This is a genomic window from Psychrobacter sp. UBA3480, assembly GCF_002377945.1.
In the GTDB taxonomy this organism is placed as follows: Bacteria; Pseudomonadota; Gammaproteobacteria; order Pseudomonadales; family Moraxellaceae; genus Psychrobacter.
Map to the genome: position 1 here is coordinate 163411 of NZ_DFQV01000002.1, position 17088 is coordinate 180498.

Consider the following 17088-nt stretch of genomic DNA (forward strand, 5'->3'; position numbering starts at 1 on the left):
AATACCTGAAAAGCTCAACGACAAGCTTGAGATGCTATATGGGAATATACCGATGCGGCCGTTAGTACTAGAAGCACCTACAAAACAACTGTCAAAACACCTAAAAACTTATCAACCAGCCAATTTTGATGAGTTTGTTGGCAATATATCGTTATTGATGCCTTTGTTTGATACTATGAAAAATGTGGTGTTTTTTGTTAAAGATGACCAAGCATGCTATCGATTAGTCAGCAAAACGCTCATTAAACGTAGCGGGCTTAAAAACAAAAAAGCACTAATAGGACTAACTACAGAGCAAGTGTTTTTGAAGTCTCAAGGCAAGGATTATCTCAATCAGGATCTGAGAGTGTTAAGGGAAGGCAGGGAGATTGTTGATAAGTTAGAACTTCATAGCTATGCATCAGGACAGCTAGGATGGTGTATCACGCAAAAAATCCCCGTCTATGATGTAGAAAATCATATTGTAGCAATGGTAGGTATATCAGTAGATATTGATGAAGATAACGAGCGGATATTACGCAAACACGCTCGATTGGCAAGCGTAGATCAATACGTACGAGACAATCTTGATCAAAAAATCAATATTGGTCAATTGGCGAAATTGGCAAATCTTAGTCAATCGCAATTGGAGCGTACCTTCAAAGCAGTGCTCAATATGTCACCCATTCAGTTTGTACAAAAAATGCGCCTAGAGCATGCCATTCGACTACTAGCGAATCATAAGCTAACAGTAACTCAAGTCTCCTTAAACTGTGGATACGGTGATCATAGTGCCTTTAGTCGACAGTTCAAACAATTTACTGGGATGTCTCCTGTGAACTTCCGTAAAGTACATTTTAAAGAGCCATAAATAAAAGCAAAAAATATGGTTCTTGATTCTAAAATAACTCTCTAACGACTCCGAAGCTCATCTATATAATCTGCCCAATCTTGCATCATCTGTACCCTAGTATCGATTTCATCGAGTCTATTGTAAGCCCCGCCATGTGTGTCTTTGATACGATGACCTAGTTGTAATTCTGTGACGATGTCAGAATAGCGTAGCTCAGGCTGTTCCATGAGCAAGGTTTTAGCCGATGCTCGAAATCCATGCGCACACTGCACATCTTTGTATCCAAGCCGGTGGAATATCTGTACCAACGTCGCTTTACTGATATAAGCATTGCTTGAACCGCGCATCGAGGCAAATACATATTCCTTATGCCCAGTAATTGACTGGATGTTTCGTAATCGCGCAATTACTTGCGTGGCTAAGGGAACAACTAAGTGCGAGACCATATCGTCACGACCTTCGCCTTTAGTAGGGGAGAACGCCCATATATTATTGTCCCAATCGATGTCATCCCAACGCATCGAGCGCAGATCGATACTACGTACAAACACATAAGGTAATAAGTTCATCGCCTCTAATGTAATCTTACTTGCACCTCTAAAATCAGACATATCTTTTAGAAGCGTCGCAAATTTATCTGGTTTGGTGATGGCTGGCAGGTGATTGCCTGAATTGGCAGGGGCAAGCTCACCACGGGTATCAATTGCCACATTTCTATCGCACAACCCTCGAGCAACAGCGAATGAAAACACTTTTTCAGTATACAGACGAGTGCTCGCACCAACGAAAGTCGCTTGATTATCATTATTCTGAATCGATTCACACACACTCAGTATCATCTCGCTAGTGATATCGTCCATTCTTAAATCACCAATTTCTTGGCACATATATCCTAGACATAAATCCCAGAACTTGAGGGTTGACTCACTGTATGACGGTTTTTTAGATTTACTTTGAGTGCGACCTGCTGTTTTGTGTTCTCGCCATGCTTTGGCAATCTCAGAAAATGGTGCGTTTTTTAGGTGAGTATATTTATTGGTTTGCTCTTTTTGCTGAATGGCTTTTGGGTCAGAGCCTTTGGCAACCATATCAAGAATGGTGTCTGCTTTATACTTAACCTCATGGAGACTGACATCCTCAATCTTACCCAACATCATCCTAGGGCGTTTGCCCTCGATATGCGGATGGGAATAACGTAAGTAGTATTCCTTTTTGCCATTTGGATAAATACGCAGACTTAAGCCAGCCACACCCGAGACGCTGACAGAATAATCTTTGTCGCGGCATTCGAGCTTATTGATATCGTTTGCAGTGTCGATAGCCATAATGTATATCAGCCATATGATAATTAAGGTTAATGATAGGTTTATGATTGATGACTTATAAAAAGTCTATTCTGTAGAAAAATACAGAAGTATTGGACACTGTCATGGACACTGGTATTCATTAGTATTTTTAGTAAAACCTTTTAAGTAAAGGTTTTTAAGACATAATTATCCCCAAGTTTCACTTGGGGATAATTATAGCATAGTGACCAAATAGTGAGTAGGCCATACGCTGAATAGGTTACACGGCATTTGTACCAACTATCCCGATACATAATTAAATGCGATTATGGTGTCCATGATTGATTCGGTAAGGAGTTGAGTATATTTTTTATAAAATACATGCTCCTGTACTCGCACAGAATATAAAAAGTAGGGTCATAGTACTGTTTTGTGCAAATTTGGAATGTACCAATTTTGAGTGGTATATAGAAAATATATAACTACAAGTTAAATATATTAAAAAATATCAATAGGTAGCTCATTCCTCTTAAAAATAGCTTGATAACGATAAATAGAGCGCTACTGTTTGTGGGTAGATAAAATTTATCGCTACGCAAAAGAAAATAGAGTCAATTCTAATGATTTAACAATCTGTCTATGATTTAAATTTAAAAGGTTATACGTGATGACTTAGGCATAGCGTTTAAAGACTAGATAAGATTAGAAATATTCGAAGGAGTTACAACGTCTGGCTGATTTTTTGCAATTAGATATAGGTTGGTGATATTGAGCGATGTCTAGCCACACAAACAATAGTTGTTGAAAATAGGCGATTAGCATATCTATATTGAAGACTTAGTCAACAGATACAGATACAGATACAGATACAGATACAGATAATAAATAAACTATCGCAGACGAATGGCCATGATTATATCGAATGAAAAGATAAGAACGTATTTGGACGTAACCAGTAGTATTTTAGCAAAGCATAGAACACTAACGGTCAATCATATAGAACATTCAAATCTCAATGCCTAATAAATCGTTAGATGACCGATGTAATAATATGCCTGCGAGAGATGCTTAGAAGTAAAACTAATCAAGCGTGAGCTATCATCCAAAAGATTCGGTTGAATTAACAGGACAGAGTTAGTCGGTGAGCGCTAAATAGTTTGGTAGGATGTTTATACCTAGCAGTATCAGAAATGTATGATCGTCATGATTCTATAGTTAGTAAGGCTTAAACCTACTACTTAATAGGCTTTATTTAACTTATGCGTACCTAAAGTTAGGTTCACGAGTTAAAAGAGGTAATTTCGTAGTAAAAACAATACCCTATAATGCAGAGAAAATTAAATGGTTCATGAACCTTAATGTGTAACATATTCTGAGTACAACAACCCTTATTTAAACTGTTGGGATTCTTAACTGAGACACCTATAAGCTTTAGCATTAAAAGTCAAGTCATCAAGTTACTACGACTGGACAAATCGTCACATTAGTGAGCAGTAGTTCCATCGCAATTAGGTTGAATTAATTATTAGAGTAGCTCATGATGAGACGAGTCAGTGCTATGGTGCATATTCATAATTAGTCCGATATTTTTACATATTAGAGATATTAACGATAGTCAGCACCTTCGATATTCTGTAAGTAGGGTCTGGACTAAAACTTTTTTACCTTACTATTCATAGGGACTTCATTCAGTTTTCTTGTATTCAAGCTATATTAAGCCAAATATATGACGAACTGAACCACTAATGAGAAGGTTTAGACTTTATACATGATTGATCGTAGGGCTCTTATACTTTCAAGTCTTAAATTCTACAATATGTAAAGCATCCATATACATTACATATTAAATCGAATGAGTCCGCCATCCTTACATGTTGCATATATTAATTTAAATAAATTCAAATACTTAGAGAGTAACCCGTAATTATTTTAGGGTTTTTAGTACAAGCTATTAGTTAGCTTTGTAATAAATATCACATAGTTCTATGATGCGTAGCGCAATAGATAAGCTAGTTCAGCAGTTTGTTATAAGTAGTTTCATTATATCAGTCTGTTTTAAGTGATCTGTTAATAGGTTTAAGGGCTGAAATAGATAGTTCCGCTAGGGTATACCTCAGCACAACCAGCCAGGTGCTTTTACTGGTTCGGTTCCCTAGTGAGGACTTGAGTCTTTGGTTGTGTGCTAATAATATCAACGGTTTTCCTACCTCAAATAGTCTCAGTGTGCTTCATAGTGTGCTTCATGGTGTACTTACCATTCATACTCTACTTGTAACTGGTGCGCTATACAGACACTGAACTAGCAAATGTATAAGGATGGTTTAGTCATGAAATTTAATCATGTTGGTATTCCAACGCAAGATAATTTTGAAGGTGAAATTGATTTGCCTCACCTAAAAATGACAGTTTCGGACCACGAAAATAATCCATATGGTATCCAATGGCAACGCTACTGGCAGGGAGCGCCTTATCCTGATGTGGTTAAAACCATACCCCACGTAGCGTTTGTAGTAGATGATCTAAATAAAGAGTTAGAGGGTAAAAAAGTGATCATTGAACCCAACTCACCAAGTGAGGGGCTAATAGTGGCTTTTATCGAAGTAAATGGCGCACCTATCGAACTTATGCAATATTTATGAGCTAATCCGAGTTTGTCAGAGTTAGGCTGGTTACTGAAGTGAAAGCATTAAAAAGGTGTTGATAGAATGAATAATTACTTTAAAAGTCCCTTTAAAGGCAAATCCCTTAAAGAGCAAGTCACTAACCCTAATATTATCGTGGGTGAGCACAGTTACTATTCAGGGTACTATCATGGACATAGTTTTGATGATTGCGCCCGATATTTATCACCAGATCGAACGGACGTAGATAAATTAATTATTGGGCGTTATTGCTCCATAGGTTCAGGTGCCGTGTTTATGATGGCAGGTAATCAGGGGCATCAAAATTCTTGGATAAGCTCTTTTCCGTTTTTTATCAAAGTGAGGATAAGTTTTTTGGAGCGAAGGATGGGTTTGAGCGTTCAGGAGATACTGTTATTGGAATGATGTTTGGATTGGTTCAGAGGCCATGATTATGAGTGGCGTTACTATTTGTGATGGCGCTGTTATTGCTAGTCGTGCTGTCGTTACTAAAGATGTCGAGCCGTATTCAATTGTAGGTTCAAACCCAGCTAAACATATCCGCTATCGTTTTACAGAGGTTGAAATAGCTCAATTGTTAGAAATGCAGTAGTAGCTATGGAGTACAGATCAATTAAAGTCAGCTATGAAACTATTATGTTCTTCACAAGTCAATGCTCTTTACGATTATTGGAAAAGCCTACCGAAAGATGACTATTTAAAATAGTTCACTGCGGTGATCATTTAAAAAGTATGCTCTATACTCTATGTCCTATTCTCGATTGAGTCTTTATGTCTAATAAACTATGTAATGAACCTATAATACAATACGAACCACAGAAATTACGTCCAATAGTAGCTACTATTGGAGTGCTTTTTAAAGATGGAAAGGTGCTTTTAGTCCGCCGTGCTAACCCACCCGATGTAGGTCGATGGGGTTTTCCCGGTGGTAAAATTGAACGTGGGGAAACGGTTAAAGATGCGGCTATTCGTGAACTTTATGAAGAGACAAGCATTGTATCAAATGCCTTCAATACATTTAACGCTGTAGACGCGTTTGACTTTGATAGTAGTGGTAAGCTTCGTCACCATTTTGTTCTGGTAGCCGCACTTTGTATTTGGGTTTCTGGTGATCCTCTAGCAGGTGATGACGCCCTAGAAGCTAGATTTTTCGATATTGAAGATTTGATCAATACAGATTTAGCCCTTAGCTTAGATGTTAAAGAGATAGCATTACAAGCAGCTGAGTTACTCTAAAAAGTAAGAATGTTCGATATCCTATACCCAAAGCCAATAAATAATTATTCTACAATCACATTTTCAATCAGGGTCATCTCTTCGCCCACTTTAAACGTCAGGTCGTGAAAACTGGATCTGACATTTTTATTTTGGTCAGTCTCTGTTGGGTACTGACGTATGTTGATATTAACAGTATCTTGTCCATCATAGCTTATCGCAGTCAGAGTGCTGTACTTGCCTAGGAGCTGTTGATCGTATTGAGTAATATTATTGGTAATATAATCTAGCTCGAAAAATCCTAAATACAGTGAGTTGCTGGGTAGGTTTGGATTATCTAGAGTAGACAGTGTTTCATCTGACACAGCGTTACTATTGGTTAATGTATAAGGAACGATGAACTTAACAATATTTTGATTTTTTGAGCCATTTAATGCGGTGATATTTCTATAGTCCAGTGACACTGAATAATTTTTATTATCTGCTAATACACCTCTCACATACGGTTTGCTATCTTGGCTGTCATTGGCACTGACAAACTCAGTTAACGCCACTTGATTCTTGTGGTCAGGAAAAGTGATATAAAACTGTCTATCAGTTTCGATACTAAACAGTTTCTGCATGACTTCAGATGGCTCTTTCTTTAATTGACTTTCTAGTCTTGTATTAGCGTACTGGCAGCCACTTAGCGTGACTAATGTCACTAACGAGATGATTGAGCCAGATTTCAAAACATTCATGATATTTTCCTAGAATTTAAGGCAGGTGATTATAATCAATCTCTGACTCTAACTTGTAACTGACGCGGCTGGTCCAAATCTCCTTGATACTCAAGACTGGTATTCTGGATTAAATAGTAGACTCGAGCGATAATGAAAGTATCTGTAATAAGCTGCTCACTTAACCCCAGAACACGGCCAACCAATGTCACCATTAATACAAAATTTCCTTGACCTTGACCTTGTTCTTGGCATCGCATCAGTATTTGTTTATCAAAATAATCTTCACCAACAGATTTGACTTCGTTGCTCTCAAAAATTCGCAATAAGCTATCAGGTCGCTTCGAGGACTTAACGAGCGTTTGCCATAATTGTGAATATTGCACGCAATCTACGGGATAGATCTTTTTTTCTTGATTATGCAGGAAGTCTAACATTTCAAGAGAACAGGCACCCACTCCACGTAGCATATGAGTAGAGAGGTTATAGTCGTTAATACTGATATGGTAGAGTTTATGCTCATCAATTATATGGCAACACAAATAGAGTAACGACCGTTCAGGCGCATTATCTCCATGCCATATAACCACTTTGTGGTAATGAGTAAAGTTAAAGTGACATAATTTACTGATGTCTTTAGTAATATCTATTAACCATTGATCTTCAATAGTTGCGTCAGCGAATTCTTCGAGATGCGCTATTTGTAACATATCAAATAGATAGTTGGCTCGTTGGTTTAACAATTGATGATCATTGACTTTATTACCGTCATATAAAGGGCCAATGGCCAAATAGTCATCAAAGCACAATACTTGGTTTGTACCATCAAGCTTATTTTGTTCGAAATAATGTTTTAAAGTGCCAGAAGCTGATGCACCGTTAACAATATGAAGGGTAAGCATGACGTATGTCCTGTTTGCAAAAATGAGCATCAAAAAGAAAAGTTTAATTTTTCATCGAGCACTGTTCTTAAGCTTCTTTATCTATGATTGCTTCGCTTATCCTTTATATATTGTTTGACTGAAATAATAATTAGAGCGATCAAAATTGGATAAATAATGAATATATCTACTCTTATTATCGCTCCAACTTGTGTTCTAGACCATATACCTATATAAATTTCCCATACAATACAAAAGACTATGGCGATTATCGTTGCCATTTGCACTTTGGTAATTTTTTTCACAGGTTTTCTCTCTTATTTACTCTCAAGATAGGTTGAAAATGCAGAAGTATGTGCAAATATTTTAGATTGCTCATCCCATCTCCAGTATTTTCGCGTTTCTTCAGTATCGCCTGTTGGGGTCGGAATTACCCATACTGACGTTAAAATATTGCTTTCCTGTTTAAATGTAACATATGTGCCATTACCACCCCATTCTTTATCTTCTGGTAAAGAGTAAACCGTTCCATTTCGGCTATCGACCATCGCACCACTGACACAGCCTGAACCACAGCCCCATGTTATTACTACGTAATGGTTTGCAAAATTTACTTCCTGTTTTGCATATTCCCCACTAATCACAGTTCTATAACGTTTTGCAATTGGATGACTGTCAAAATTTATATTCGATTTTTCGATAGCTATTGGTTTAGCTTTTACCAGCGCCGTCTCTTCAAATACAGTATTAATAGCTGTAGTTTGAACAAGGTCCATATTTGTACAGGCACTAGTTAATACAGTTAATGCTAAAATTAACTGTATTTTAAAGTTTTTATATAGCACTTGCTTTATCCTATTATCCAGTAAACTTTTAAGAGGTGCTTAAAACTCATTAACCGCGTCAACCACAAACTGACGAGAAGCTTCACCCTCGATCATACGATACTGGATTTGGCGTGTTTTACCTTGTGGATTGGCATTGCTATCGTTTTCTAAATAGAGTGGGAAACGTCTAACTAACACATTCTCAACTAGCAAAAATTCATCATGCCCCATATAACCTTGTTTGAATTTATCAGTCAGCTCTGGATAAGAGACTTCACTCCATGACAGCCCTTTATTGCTCGAATAAGCAATCACGTCACCATATGAGCCACTACCCACACTTTGAGTGAATACCAGAATTTCATGATATCCATCGCCATTCATATCACCCACATCAGCACTAACAACAGGATCGCTAATTGGTCGCTCGATAATGTCTTCGCCCATTGGTTGGATTTTTAAGACATAACCACCATTGCCGTCAGAGGTACTGGTCACTTGAGTAGAAAAATCACCATAGTTGAGTGAGGTAGCGTATTGCGAGTTATCCACTTGTCGAGTATCCAGCGTATCGCTTAATTTTTGATATACGCCACCAAGCGTTGCACCGCCGCTACAATAAAAAGCTGTTTTTTGTAGATAGGCTTCTTCACCTTCAATGGATAAGCTATTGTCATTAAAACGCAAATAAACGGGGTTATTATCTACCCAAAACTGATACCGTCCATCATGAGCTTTATGAAGTACGGTGTCTAATGTACAAGTAGGTTTCTTTTTGTCTATGCGAGAACGAATAGACACACTAATAGCATCTTGACCAGCATCACGTACGCTGATTGCAAACCAGTCATAACCCTCGTTACGCTTTGTATAGCCATCTGTGACGTAATCGCCCGTTATATTGTTAGTATACTTATCGGTTGAGGTTGTCGTCGGTAGGTCGTTATGTAAAACCGTTGTTGTCTCAAGGCCCTGTGTATTAGTGTTCTGGCAAGCAGTCAGACTTAATAACAGAATGCTGGGCAGTAACGTTTTTCTCATCATAATTTTTATTCCTTCAGAAGTTCGTTATATGGGCCATTCATAGTAAATTCATGACAGCCCACATCATTTAGCAATTTAAAAAACCATTATCCATTCTTGGCGTGGAATATTGGTTTGTACCTATTTCTATCAATGAGGTCTAAGTCAGGGCACTAGGATAGTGGAGTTCAAAGCCTGTGACCATGTGTATTCAGTAATTTTTTTACTTGTTTATGAAAATTTGACGCTTACGCATAAGCCGCGATTTATGCTTGGGAAAAGCAGTGCTTTTGCATATAAAGTGACAATAACGTTGCATTCTTTTTTGCTTTCCCGTTGCTAGAATAGAGTAGTACTAGATGCTTTCAAAACGATTCAAATTATCATTCGTAATACACCAGTTTTATCTTTACAATCTCACATCATTTACACTATCAGATAGATTTAAGGTGAGTATTCCATGCTTTTGAGTATAGTTTACATTATTGGTATTACAGCAGAGGCAATGACGGGGGCACTAAGCGCGGGACGACAAAATATGGATTGGTTTGGGGTTATGCTTATCGCGAGTGTAACAGCGATAGGCGGTGGTAGTGTCAGAGATATCCTACTTGGTAACTACCCCTTAACTTGGGTAGAACATCCTAAATATTTATTAATCGTTTGTGTGGCTGGTCTTATAACGACTTGGTTGGCTAAATGGGTTGTTAAATTTAATGGCGTTTTCATACGTTTGGATGCTTTAGGACTAGCGGCCTTTAGTATCATTGGTTGTCAAGTAGGGCTTAACATGGGACTCCATTACGGTGTTTGTATAGTTGCGGCCATTGCAACAGGTGTATTTGGTGGATTGCTGCGTGATTTAATATGTCGCCAAACCCCATTGGTTTTACATCATGAGTTATACGCTTCAGTTTCTTTGATCGTTGCGTGTTTATATTTAACACTTCAGCATTTTGCTGTTAGTAGTAATATCAGCGTCATTATTAGTTTAGTTGCTGGTTACTTAATCCGTATGGCAGCGGTTAGAGCAAAGTGGCGATTACCCGTATTCCATTTGTTGGAAACTTCTAAATAAAATAGTGAACCCACCGTCATAAGAATGTCTACGAGCGGGCTGGGTTATTTTAGAGAGTCGTTAAGGCTCTCTATTTTTTTACCATCATACTGACTTAACGCCACTAATATGACGATCTAGCTAAGTTTTAACATGTTCATAAGCCTCATTAGGGCTTAGTAAGTATGGTATGTATAGCCTATTAGATGCTCACAAGACCTCTGAGATCTATTTTATGATCTAGTACATTTATTCAAAAAAGTCCAAACGAATACTTTAAAAAATACTGGTTATTTTTGAGTAAATCCATTAACCTACTAAAGGTAACCTACCTTAAGTAGGTTGACTTAGTAACAGGTTTCTTTAGTGAAATAAGTTTTGGTATAAAAGGGTTCTTTTATGAGCATAAGTGACTATAGTAAATCCAAATTGTTATACGACCTAGTGGTCATTGGTGCAGGGGCTGGTGGCTTGAACGCAGCATTGACTGCTATGGAATATGGGAAAAAAGTGGCTTTAGTAGAGCGTAATCAGCCAGGAGGAGAGTGTACATGGTCTGGCTGCATTCCTAGTAAAGCGATGATACAAATGGCAAAAGAGATTAAAATCTCAAAAAAATATGGTTCTATAGAGATAAACTCTGCTGACGTTTTATCAAAAGTACGAGCATTAATTCAGAAGGCACATCAAGCAGAAGCTGTACCTGTTTTAGAAGCTGCTGGAATCGAATATTTCTACGGTGAAGCCGTATTTTTGGATAAAGATACTGTTCAAGTAGGTACAAATACTTTGCAAGCAGAGAATATAATGATTGCCACAGGCTCATCGCCTGTCGTTCCAGATATCTTTGGTATTAACACAGTTGATTATCTAACAAATGAAAATATTTTTCTTTTGACAAACCTGCCTAGTAGCATCATTGTGTTGGGCGCTGGGGCTATTGGTGTTGAGCTGTCACAAGCAATGCAAGCGCTGGGCGTAGAAGTTAAACTGGTAGAAATGGCTTCTCATATTCTTTATCGAGAAGAAGTAGAGCTTTCTAAGTTACTACAGGAAGTCTTAGAAAAAGATGGGGTAGATATTCTTCTAAATCAACGTGCTATTGCTGTCTCAGAGGATGCTACAGGTATTCAGCTAACACTTTCTTCGCCTGAGGGAGAAGCCATCGTTTGTGCGGAAAAAATCTTGTTTGCTTTAGGACGGCAACCTAATCTGACGACGCTAAATATAGCCGATATTGGCATTAAAGCTACCTCGCAAGGAATCACGGTGAATGACTACTGTCAAACCAACGTCTCTAATATTTATGCAACTGGAGATGTGGTAGGGCCTTACCTTTTTTCTCATATGGCTGGGTATCAAGCACGAAATGTAATCCATAATTTATATGGTGTAGGAGCACAGCCTATTGACTTATCAGGTGTCGCTTGGTGTACGTTCTCAGACCCCGAGTTTGCTCGTTGTGGCTTAACTGAAGTTGAAGCAAGCACGGAGCATAATGATATCAAGACTTTTACGTTTGACTATGAAGATTTAGATCGTGCCGTTGTGGATCAAAAAACAATAGGTAAAGCAAAAGTAATTTGTGACAACAAAGGATTAATACTAGGGGCTTCTATTTTAGGAGAACGGGCGTGTGAATTGTTGGGTGAGTTACAGCTATTAAAGCAGAATCAAATCCCCCTACAGAAACTGCAGGAGAGCATACATCCCTATCCGGGATACAGCGAGTTACTTTTTTATTTAAGCATGGATGCAAAAGCATGTTTCATCGCTTAAAGTGTTAATCAATACGTATGAATAAAAGAAGGAGAGAGAGGTGGGTAAGCGTATGACAAAAGAAGAACGTCGTATTCAGTTATTGGCCATGGCTGATCAAATTGTTCAGGAGTCAGGTACAGAGGCTTTAACATTAATTTCATTAGCTGATTACGCAGGAGTTAGCAAGCCCATCACATATGAACACTTCGGCTCAAGAGAAGCGTTACTTTCAGCCCTCTATCAAAGCTATGATCAACGTGTAATTGAAGCTATTGAGCAAGCGGTGGCTGAGCAACCGCTCTCTCTCGAAGCCACCATCGATAGTGTTGTTAAGTCATATCTTGCTTGCGTAGTACATTGCGGATCTCAATACGAGGAAATTATTGCCGCTTTACAAGCTTACCCTGGTTACCGAAACCTCAAAGCTGATATTCGATACTACTTTTCTAAAGCCTATTGGCAGATTTTACAGCCTCATTTAACAGGGTCTTTCCAAGAAAACAAGGGGGTGTTATACGCTATCCACGGTACAATCGATGCTATTTCAGATGCAGTAATGATGGAGGGGTTAAGTTATGAAGCTGCTGAAAGCCTTTTACGAAAATTAATTCTTACTGTAGTTAGGTCGCTATAAAAAATTACAGTGAGTCTGGAGTAAAGTCTTCGGAGTACCTGTTGGTATACTTCCTAAAGTGTTAGAAACTTCTAAATAAAATATGACCCTACCGTTATAAGGATGTCTACGAGCGAGCTGTGTTATTTTAGAGAGTCGTTATTATCTGTGAACACCTCATTTTTAACACAGCTATTTGACGCAGTTATTTAATACAGTCTGGCTGCAATTTATCTCATTTTTATCGTCATGTTCAAAATGAGGACACGTCCGAATACTACTATACAGTGAGCGTAATCTTACCCACTGCTTTACCTGATTCAAGGTGATCATGTGCCCGTGCTACTTCCCAAATAGAGTAGTTACTATCATCTATGATAGGCGTGATTTTGCCACTATCAACCAGATCCGCAATCATTGTCAGGATACGACCGTGCGATTCATGGTTGACGCCATGAAATAATGGAATGAGCACCAAAACACCGTGAAAGGATAAGGCTTTGAGAGCAACTTGCAATGGATCAGCAATCGGTAAAATAGTGGCGACATGGCCATTGAATCTAACGGCTTGAAAAGATTTTTGAATATTATCACCAGCCACCGTATCGAAAATTTTGTCAAAACCCACACCGTCAGTATACGTCGCCACATAGTCATCAACTTCCGCTGTTGTATAATCCACTAGATGATCCGCGCCTAGTGTTTGTGCTAGTGCACGATTAGCAGGAGAGTAGGTAGCGGTGACTGTCGCGCCAAGTACTTTTGCTAGCTGAACGGCAAGATGACCAACGCCCCCTGTTGCACCATGAATCAAGACATTATCGCCTTCTTTGACATTCATCTTTTGTACGAGCGCCTCATAAGAAGTGAGTGCGACCAACGGCAGGGCTGCGGCTTGCTTCATGCTGAGTGTTTTAGGCTTTTTAGCCATCAAACGCACATCAACTAACATGAATTCAGCAAGTGCACCATCAATACCGTTAAGGCCACCAGCCATACCATAAACTTCGTCACCAACACTAAATTCAGTGACGTCGGCACCTAACTCGCTCACAATGCCAGCTACATCACCGTGTAATATCTCTGGCAAATTATCCGACCAAGGCAGCTCGACTGAGCGCAGCATGGTATCAATAGGGTTCACACTAGTGGCTTTCACTTCCACAACCATATGACCTAGTGTTGCCGTTGGTTTTGGTTTTTCTGCCAATTGGAAAACTGCAGTTGTACCGATTTCTTTAATGATCATCGCTTTCATATTATTACCCTTTACTGTTGTGGATGTCTTATTGTCTGTTTCAGAACACTCAGTTTAATCATTGCTAATCCAGCAAACCATTACCCAGTAAACAAATTACTTTTGCTTTTTGAGCAAATCATGGTTACAGTTAAGTTGAATCCTTATCAATTTAATAGAGGAGTGGCAATGAGCTCAATAAATCGATTGGCGTATTTCAATAGTGTTGTCGAAACTGGTAGCATTTCAGAGGCTAGCCGCATCTTTGATGTACAGCCGTCTTCTATTTCACGGCAGTTAGCGGTGCTTGAAAAGGAGCTGGGCGTACGTCTGCTCAATAAAACGACCAGAAACACCAGTTTGACTGAAGCGGGGCACAAATATTACGAATACTCTCAGCGAATTGTGTCAGATTTTGATAACGCCAAAAGAGTCGTTAATGACTTACAAATAACGCCGCAAGGTAAGCTGAAAATCAGCATGACAGTCGGTTTTGGTGAAAGTATGGTATTACCATTAATACCAAAATTTATGTCGTTATATCCAGATATTGATATAAAAATTGAGTTAACAGAGCGGGTTGTAGATCTTATAGAAGAAAATATTGACGTGGCTATTCGAAGTGGACGCTTATCTGATTCGACCATGATTGCCCGACGCTTGGTATTTAATGATTTTCTACTGTGTGCAAGCCCCCAATATTTAAAAAATAATGGCACGCCTCGTAGGATTGATGATCTAGCTAATCACCAATGTATCCGATATGGTTATAACGGTTGGAAAGAGTGGTTTTTGATAGCAGAAGATCGTAAAAAGTTGATGATTAATAGTCAGGTTTCAGTGAATTCGGTGAATGGTCAAAAGCAGCTGGTATTGAATCATACAGGTCTGACGCTAATCCCACTGTGGGCTGTTAAAGATGAATTGGCGAAAGGGTCATTGGTTCAAGTCATGCCAGATCATATTTTTAGTCCCTATGAAGAACTGAGTGCTACTTACGCTATTTATTTAAAGCGAGATATGGTCTCTCCAAAAACGCGCGTTTTTTTAGATTTTTTGATAGAACAGATGATAGCGATCTGAGTTTGGGTCTGCAGCTTGATCGTACAAATTGTTGTATTCGATGTCTGCTAAATACACTTTCATGAATATTGATGTTCTTAAAGACCGAGTATGAATAGTTTATGAAAAAATAGAAGAGCACCCAATCTGCGTATTATTTCATATACGATATGTGCCTAGGCATTCATTAGTTGATAAACGTACTCATTGGTTAGGATATTTATATGAATACTAAGATGATGATAATCATTATTATCACTGCCATTCTTGCGTTCTGGCTAGGCATCAAAGCCCATGAATTCTATTACAATGATATTTGTTTGGATCTAGGCGGTGGTCAGAATCCAGGAAACCACCATATTTGCGTCATTCAGCAATAACTATACTGCAATAACTTTCGAATAAAAATAAATTATTATTGCTAATTCTTATATAACGGAGATTTCATGACATCTAAATTATTTATCAGTGGCTCAATTATGCTGACCCTCGCTGCATTGTCTGGACTGATGGAGAGCTTATTTTACGGTGACATTGCTTCTGATGGCGTGCTCCAAGAAAGCTTGTTTTTACCTTTGGCTTTTATTTTTTTAGCCTTAGCAATCATCCTTTATGGCTTATCATTAATCATGGAGGTAAAAACAAGAGTGACAGGTACTCACATTAGCTAAACACTTATTCCCCAACTACATTATCAACCAGCATCACCTCTTCGCTCACTGTAAACGTTAGATCATGAACACTAGATCTGACGTTTTTATTTTGGTCAGTCTTTGTTGGGTATACTCAATGAAATCAGACAAGCAGCCTTACTGAACATTTTTCGATACAGTACAGTTATAAAGTTCAATGCTAGGTACATATAATCATTTAGGGCGAGTCATCAATTAGCACATTAATGCATTTAGTGGCCTTAAAATGGCTAAATTTTGCTAAACATTTTCAGTAATCTTGTCTATCTACCATTTTTCTCATTTTAAGCCTCACAATCTAATTGATGACACGCCCTAGGTTTCACTTTTTTAATAATTGTACGGCCATTTTTATAAATGCCTGTGCTGCAGGAGAAGCTTGCCGGGTACTGTGCAGTGCTAAACCAATCGTTCGTTTGTATTGCGGCGCTACTTGCCGAACCACATAGCCATCAGTTGGCAAAGCTTGAGGGAGTGCTAATTCAGCAACAAGGGCAACACCTTCTCCTTTTGCAACCAAGACAATTGTCGTCATCAATTGGGTCGTTCTGTAGCGAATATCGGGGATCAGATCCTCGGATGCAAATAGCTTGGAAATGAGTTGCGCTGAACCAGCTTCAGTCAGAATAAAAGGAACATGACATAAATCTTGAAGTACAATTTCATCTTTATTCGCCAATGAATGTGTTTTAGGAATAAGAGCAACCATTTGATCTTCAATCAATGCAAAGGTATCAAAATGCTCATCAGGAAGTACCACAAAGCCAACATCAACACGCCGCTCTTGTAACCATTGTACGACCTGCTGATCATTTCCTTCATCAATACGCACCTCAATATTGGGAAATTGCTTACGGTAACTCTCTAGAATCTCAGGAAGTAAGCGTAAAGAAGAAGTAGGGCCGAAAGAACCAATACACAGGCTACCTAGTTGCAATCCCTTAATATCAGCAGCTTCTTGGCGTATGGTCTCAGCCAACCCCAGTATTTCTCGAGCGCGGGGTAGTAATCGAGTGCCAGCGACAGTCAGTTCAGCTTGTGACTTATTGCGCTCGATAAGGCTTACTCCTAAATCTTCTTCGAGTTTTTTCAGTGTGTGCGAAACAGCTGACTGACTAATACCTAACTGTTGGGCTGCCAAGGTAAATCCACACAGCTCTGCAACGACCACAAATATTTCAAGTTGGCTAAACGTCATGACCTTTTGCTCATTTTACTATGACTTAACATTAGTGAAATAC

General features: G+C 38.7%; 16 protein-coding genes and 1 pseudogene. 10 read left to right on the forward strand and 7 right to left on the reverse strand.

Annotated features, from left to right (window positions below; genetic code table 11):
- Positions 1–52: 52 nt before the first annotated feature.
- Positions 53–850, forward strand: coding sequence for a helix-turn-helix domain-containing protein (locus B2863_RS01255; protein ID WP_296206963.1), 798 nt, complete (start codon positions 53–55; stop codon positions 848–850).
- 41 nt (positions 851–891) lie between these two features.
- On the opposite strand, the gene B2863_RS01260 is transcribed toward B2863_RS01255, so the two are convergent.
- The gene (locus B2863_RS01260; RefSeq protein ID WP_296206964.1) at positions 892–2157 is read right to left on the reverse strand and encodes a tyrosine-type recombinase/integrase; all 1266 of its coding nucleotides are present in this window, start codon (positions 2155–2157) and stop codon (positions 892–894) included.
- 2288 nt (positions 2158–4445) lie between these two features.
- On the opposite strand from B2863_RS01260, the gene B2863_RS01265 reads away from it, so the two are divergent.
- The 3 genes and pseudogenes from B2863_RS01265 (at position 4446) to B2863_RS01275 (ending at position 5996) form a co-directional block, all read left to right on the forward strand.
- Positions 4446–4757, forward strand: a complete 312-nt coding sequence (locus tag B2863_RS01265; protein ID WP_296206966.1) for a VOC family protein — start codon at positions 4446–4448, stop codon at positions 4755–4757.
- Positions 4758–4823: 66 nt separating this feature from the next.
- Positions 4824–5466 (forward strand): annotated as a pseudogene (gene catB / locus B2863_RS01270) (type B chloramphenicol O-acetyltransferase).
- A 65-nt stretch (positions 5467–5531) separates the two neighbouring features.
- Positions 5532–5996, forward strand: a complete 465-nt coding sequence (locus B2863_RS01275; protein ID WP_296206967.1) for an NUDIX hydrolase — start codon at positions 5532–5534, stop codon at positions 5994–5996.
- A 44-nt stretch (positions 5997–6040) separates the two neighbouring features.
- Here the strand turns inward: B2863_RS01275 and B2863_RS01280 are convergent, their stop codons facing one another.
- The 4 genes from B2863_RS01280 to B2863_RS01295 all read right to left on the reverse strand — a co-directional run bounded on the left by B2863_RS01280 (position 6041) and on the right by B2863_RS01295 (position 9446).
- A complete protein-coding gene (locus B2863_RS01280) occupies positions 6041–6715 on the reverse strand; it encodes a hypothetical protein (protein ID WP_179798462.1) in 675 nt (224 codons plus the stop codon).
- A 35-nt stretch (positions 6716–6750) separates the two neighbouring features.
- A complete protein-coding gene (locus B2863_RS01285) occupies positions 6751–7596 on the reverse strand; it encodes a DUF3658 domain-containing protein (RefSeq protein ID WP_296206970.1) in 846 nt (281 codons plus the stop codon).
- 296 nt (positions 7597–7892) lie between these two features.
- Positions 7893–8420, reverse strand: coding sequence for a hypothetical protein (locus B2863_RS01290; protein WP_296206972.1), 528 nt, complete (start codon positions 8418–8420; stop codon positions 7893–7895).
- A gap of 39 nt (positions 8421–8459) precedes the next feature.
- Entirely contained in the window at positions 8460–9446 is a 987-nt protein-coding gene (locus B2863_RS01295; protein ID WP_296206973.1) for a hypothetical protein, read from the reverse strand.
- Between the two features lie 439 nt (positions 9447–9885).
- Here B2863_RS01295 and B2863_RS01300 point away from each other — a divergent pair, with 439 nt between their 5' ends.
- The 3 genes from B2863_RS01300 to B2863_RS01310 all read left to right on the forward strand — a co-directional run bounded on the left by B2863_RS01300 (position 9886) and on the right by B2863_RS01310 (position 12877).
- Positions 9886–10503 carry a trimeric intracellular cation channel family protein gene (locus tag B2863_RS01300; RefSeq protein ID WP_207969578.1) on the forward strand — a complete coding sequence of 206 codons (618 nt, stop codon included), beginning with the start codon at positions 9886–9888 and terminating at the stop codon, positions 10501–10503.
- A gap of 378 nt (positions 10504–10881) precedes the next feature.
- Positions 10882–12261: a dihydrolipoyl dehydrogenase family protein gene (locus B2863_RS01305; RefSeq protein WP_296206976.1), complete on the forward strand. Its 1380-nt coding sequence runs from the start codon at positions 10882–10884 to the stop codon at positions 12259–12261.
- A gap of 52 nt (positions 12262–12313) precedes the next feature.
- Positions 12314–12877, forward strand: coding sequence for a TetR/AcrR family transcriptional regulator (locus B2863_RS01310; protein ID WP_296206977.1), 564 nt, complete (start codon positions 12314–12316; stop codon positions 12875–12877).
- Between the two features lie 259 nt (positions 12878–13136).
- On the opposite strand, the gene B2863_RS01315 is transcribed toward B2863_RS01310, so the two are convergent.
- Positions 13137–14114: a zinc-dependent alcohol dehydrogenase family protein gene (locus tag B2863_RS01315; protein ID WP_296206979.1), complete on the reverse strand. Its 978-nt coding sequence runs from the start codon at positions 14112–14114 to the stop codon at positions 13137–13139.
- A 168-nt stretch (positions 14115–14282) separates the two neighbouring features.
- Between B2863_RS01315 and B2863_RS01320 the strand changes: the two genes are divergently transcribed.
- The 3 genes from B2863_RS01320 to B2863_RS01330 all read left to right on the forward strand — a co-directional run bounded on the left by B2863_RS01320 (position 14283) and on the right by B2863_RS01330 (position 15826).
- Positions 14283–15176, forward strand: coding sequence for a LysR family transcriptional regulator (locus B2863_RS01320; protein ID WP_296206981.1), 894 nt, complete (start codon positions 14283–14285; stop codon positions 15174–15176).
- Between the two features lie 203 nt (positions 15177–15379).
- Positions 15380–15535, forward strand: coding sequence for a hypothetical protein (locus tag B2863_RS01325; protein ID WP_087945604.1), 156 nt, complete (start codon positions 15380–15382; stop codon positions 15533–15535).
- A gap of 66 nt (positions 15536–15601) precedes the next feature.
- Positions 15602–15826 carry a DUF3955 domain-containing protein gene (locus B2863_RS01330; protein ID WP_060491251.1) on the forward strand — a complete coding sequence of 75 codons (225 nt, stop codon included), beginning with the start codon at positions 15602–15604 and terminating at the stop codon, positions 15824–15826.
- A 343-nt stretch (positions 15827–16169) separates the two neighbouring features.
- Here the strand turns inward: B2863_RS01330 and B2863_RS01335 are convergent, their stop codons facing one another.
- Positions 16170–17045: a LysR family transcriptional regulator gene (locus B2863_RS01335; protein WP_296206988.1), complete on the reverse strand. Its 876-nt coding sequence runs from the start codon at positions 17043–17045 to the stop codon at positions 16170–16172.
- Between the last annotated feature and the right edge of the window lie 43 nt (positions 17046–17088).

Bases quoted from the DNA above. Each gene is read 5' to 3' on its own strand.
- B2863_RS01255 (WP_296206963.1), top strand. From the start codon at position 53: ATGCGGCCGTTAGTACTAGAAGCACCTACAAAACAACTGTCAAAACAC.
- B2863_RS01260 (WP_296206964.1), bottom strand. From the start codon at position 2,157: ATGGCTATCGACACTGCAAACGATATCAATAAGCTCGAATGCCGCGAC.
- B2863_RS01265 (WP_296206966.1), top strand. From the start codon at position 4,446: ATGAAATTTAATCATGTTGGTATTCCAACGCAAGATAATTTTGAAGGT.
- B2863_RS01275 (WP_296206967.1), top strand. From the start codon at position 5,532: ATGTCTAATAAACTATGTAATGAACCTATAATACAATACGAACCACAG.
- B2863_RS01280 (WP_179798462.1), bottom strand. From the start codon at position 6,715: ATGAATGTTTTGAAATCTGGCTCAATCATCTCGTTAGTGACATTAGTC.
- B2863_RS01285 (WP_296206970.1), bottom strand. From the start codon at position 7,596: ATGCTTACCCTTCATATTGTTAACGGTGCATCAGCTTCTGGCACTTTA.
- B2863_RS01295 (WP_296206973.1), bottom strand. From the start codon at position 9,446: ATGATGAGAAAAACGTTACTGCCCAGCATTCTGTTATTAAGTCTGACT.
- B2863_RS01300 (WP_207969578.1), top strand. From the start codon at position 9,886: ATGCTTTTGAGTATAGTTTACATTATTGGTATTACAGCAGAGGCAATG.
- B2863_RS01305 (WP_296206976.1), top strand. From the start codon at position 10,882: ATGAGCATAAGTGACTATAGTAAATCCAAATTGTTATACGACCTAGTG.
- B2863_RS01310 (WP_296206977.1), top strand. From the start codon at position 12,314: ATGACAAAAGAAGAACGTCGTATTCAGTTATTGGCCATGGCTGATCAA.
- B2863_RS01315 (WP_296206979.1), bottom strand. From the start codon at position 14,114: ATGAAAGCGATGATCATTAAAGAAATCGGTACAACTGCAGTTTTCCAA.
- B2863_RS01320 (WP_296206981.1), top strand. From the start codon at position 14,283: ATGAGCTCAATAAATCGATTGGCGTATTTCAATAGTGTTGTCGAAACT.
- B2863_RS01325 (WP_087945604.1), top strand. From the start codon at position 15,380: ATGAATACTAAGATGATGATAATCATTATTATCACTGCCATTCTTGCG.
- B2863_RS01330 (WP_060491251.1), top strand. From the start codon at position 15,602: ATGACATCTAAATTATTTATCAGTGGCTCAATTATGCTGACCCTCGCT.
- B2863_RS01335 (WP_296206988.1), bottom strand. From the start codon at position 17,045: ATGACGTTTAGCCAACTTGAAATATTTGTGGTCGTTGCAGAGCTGTGT.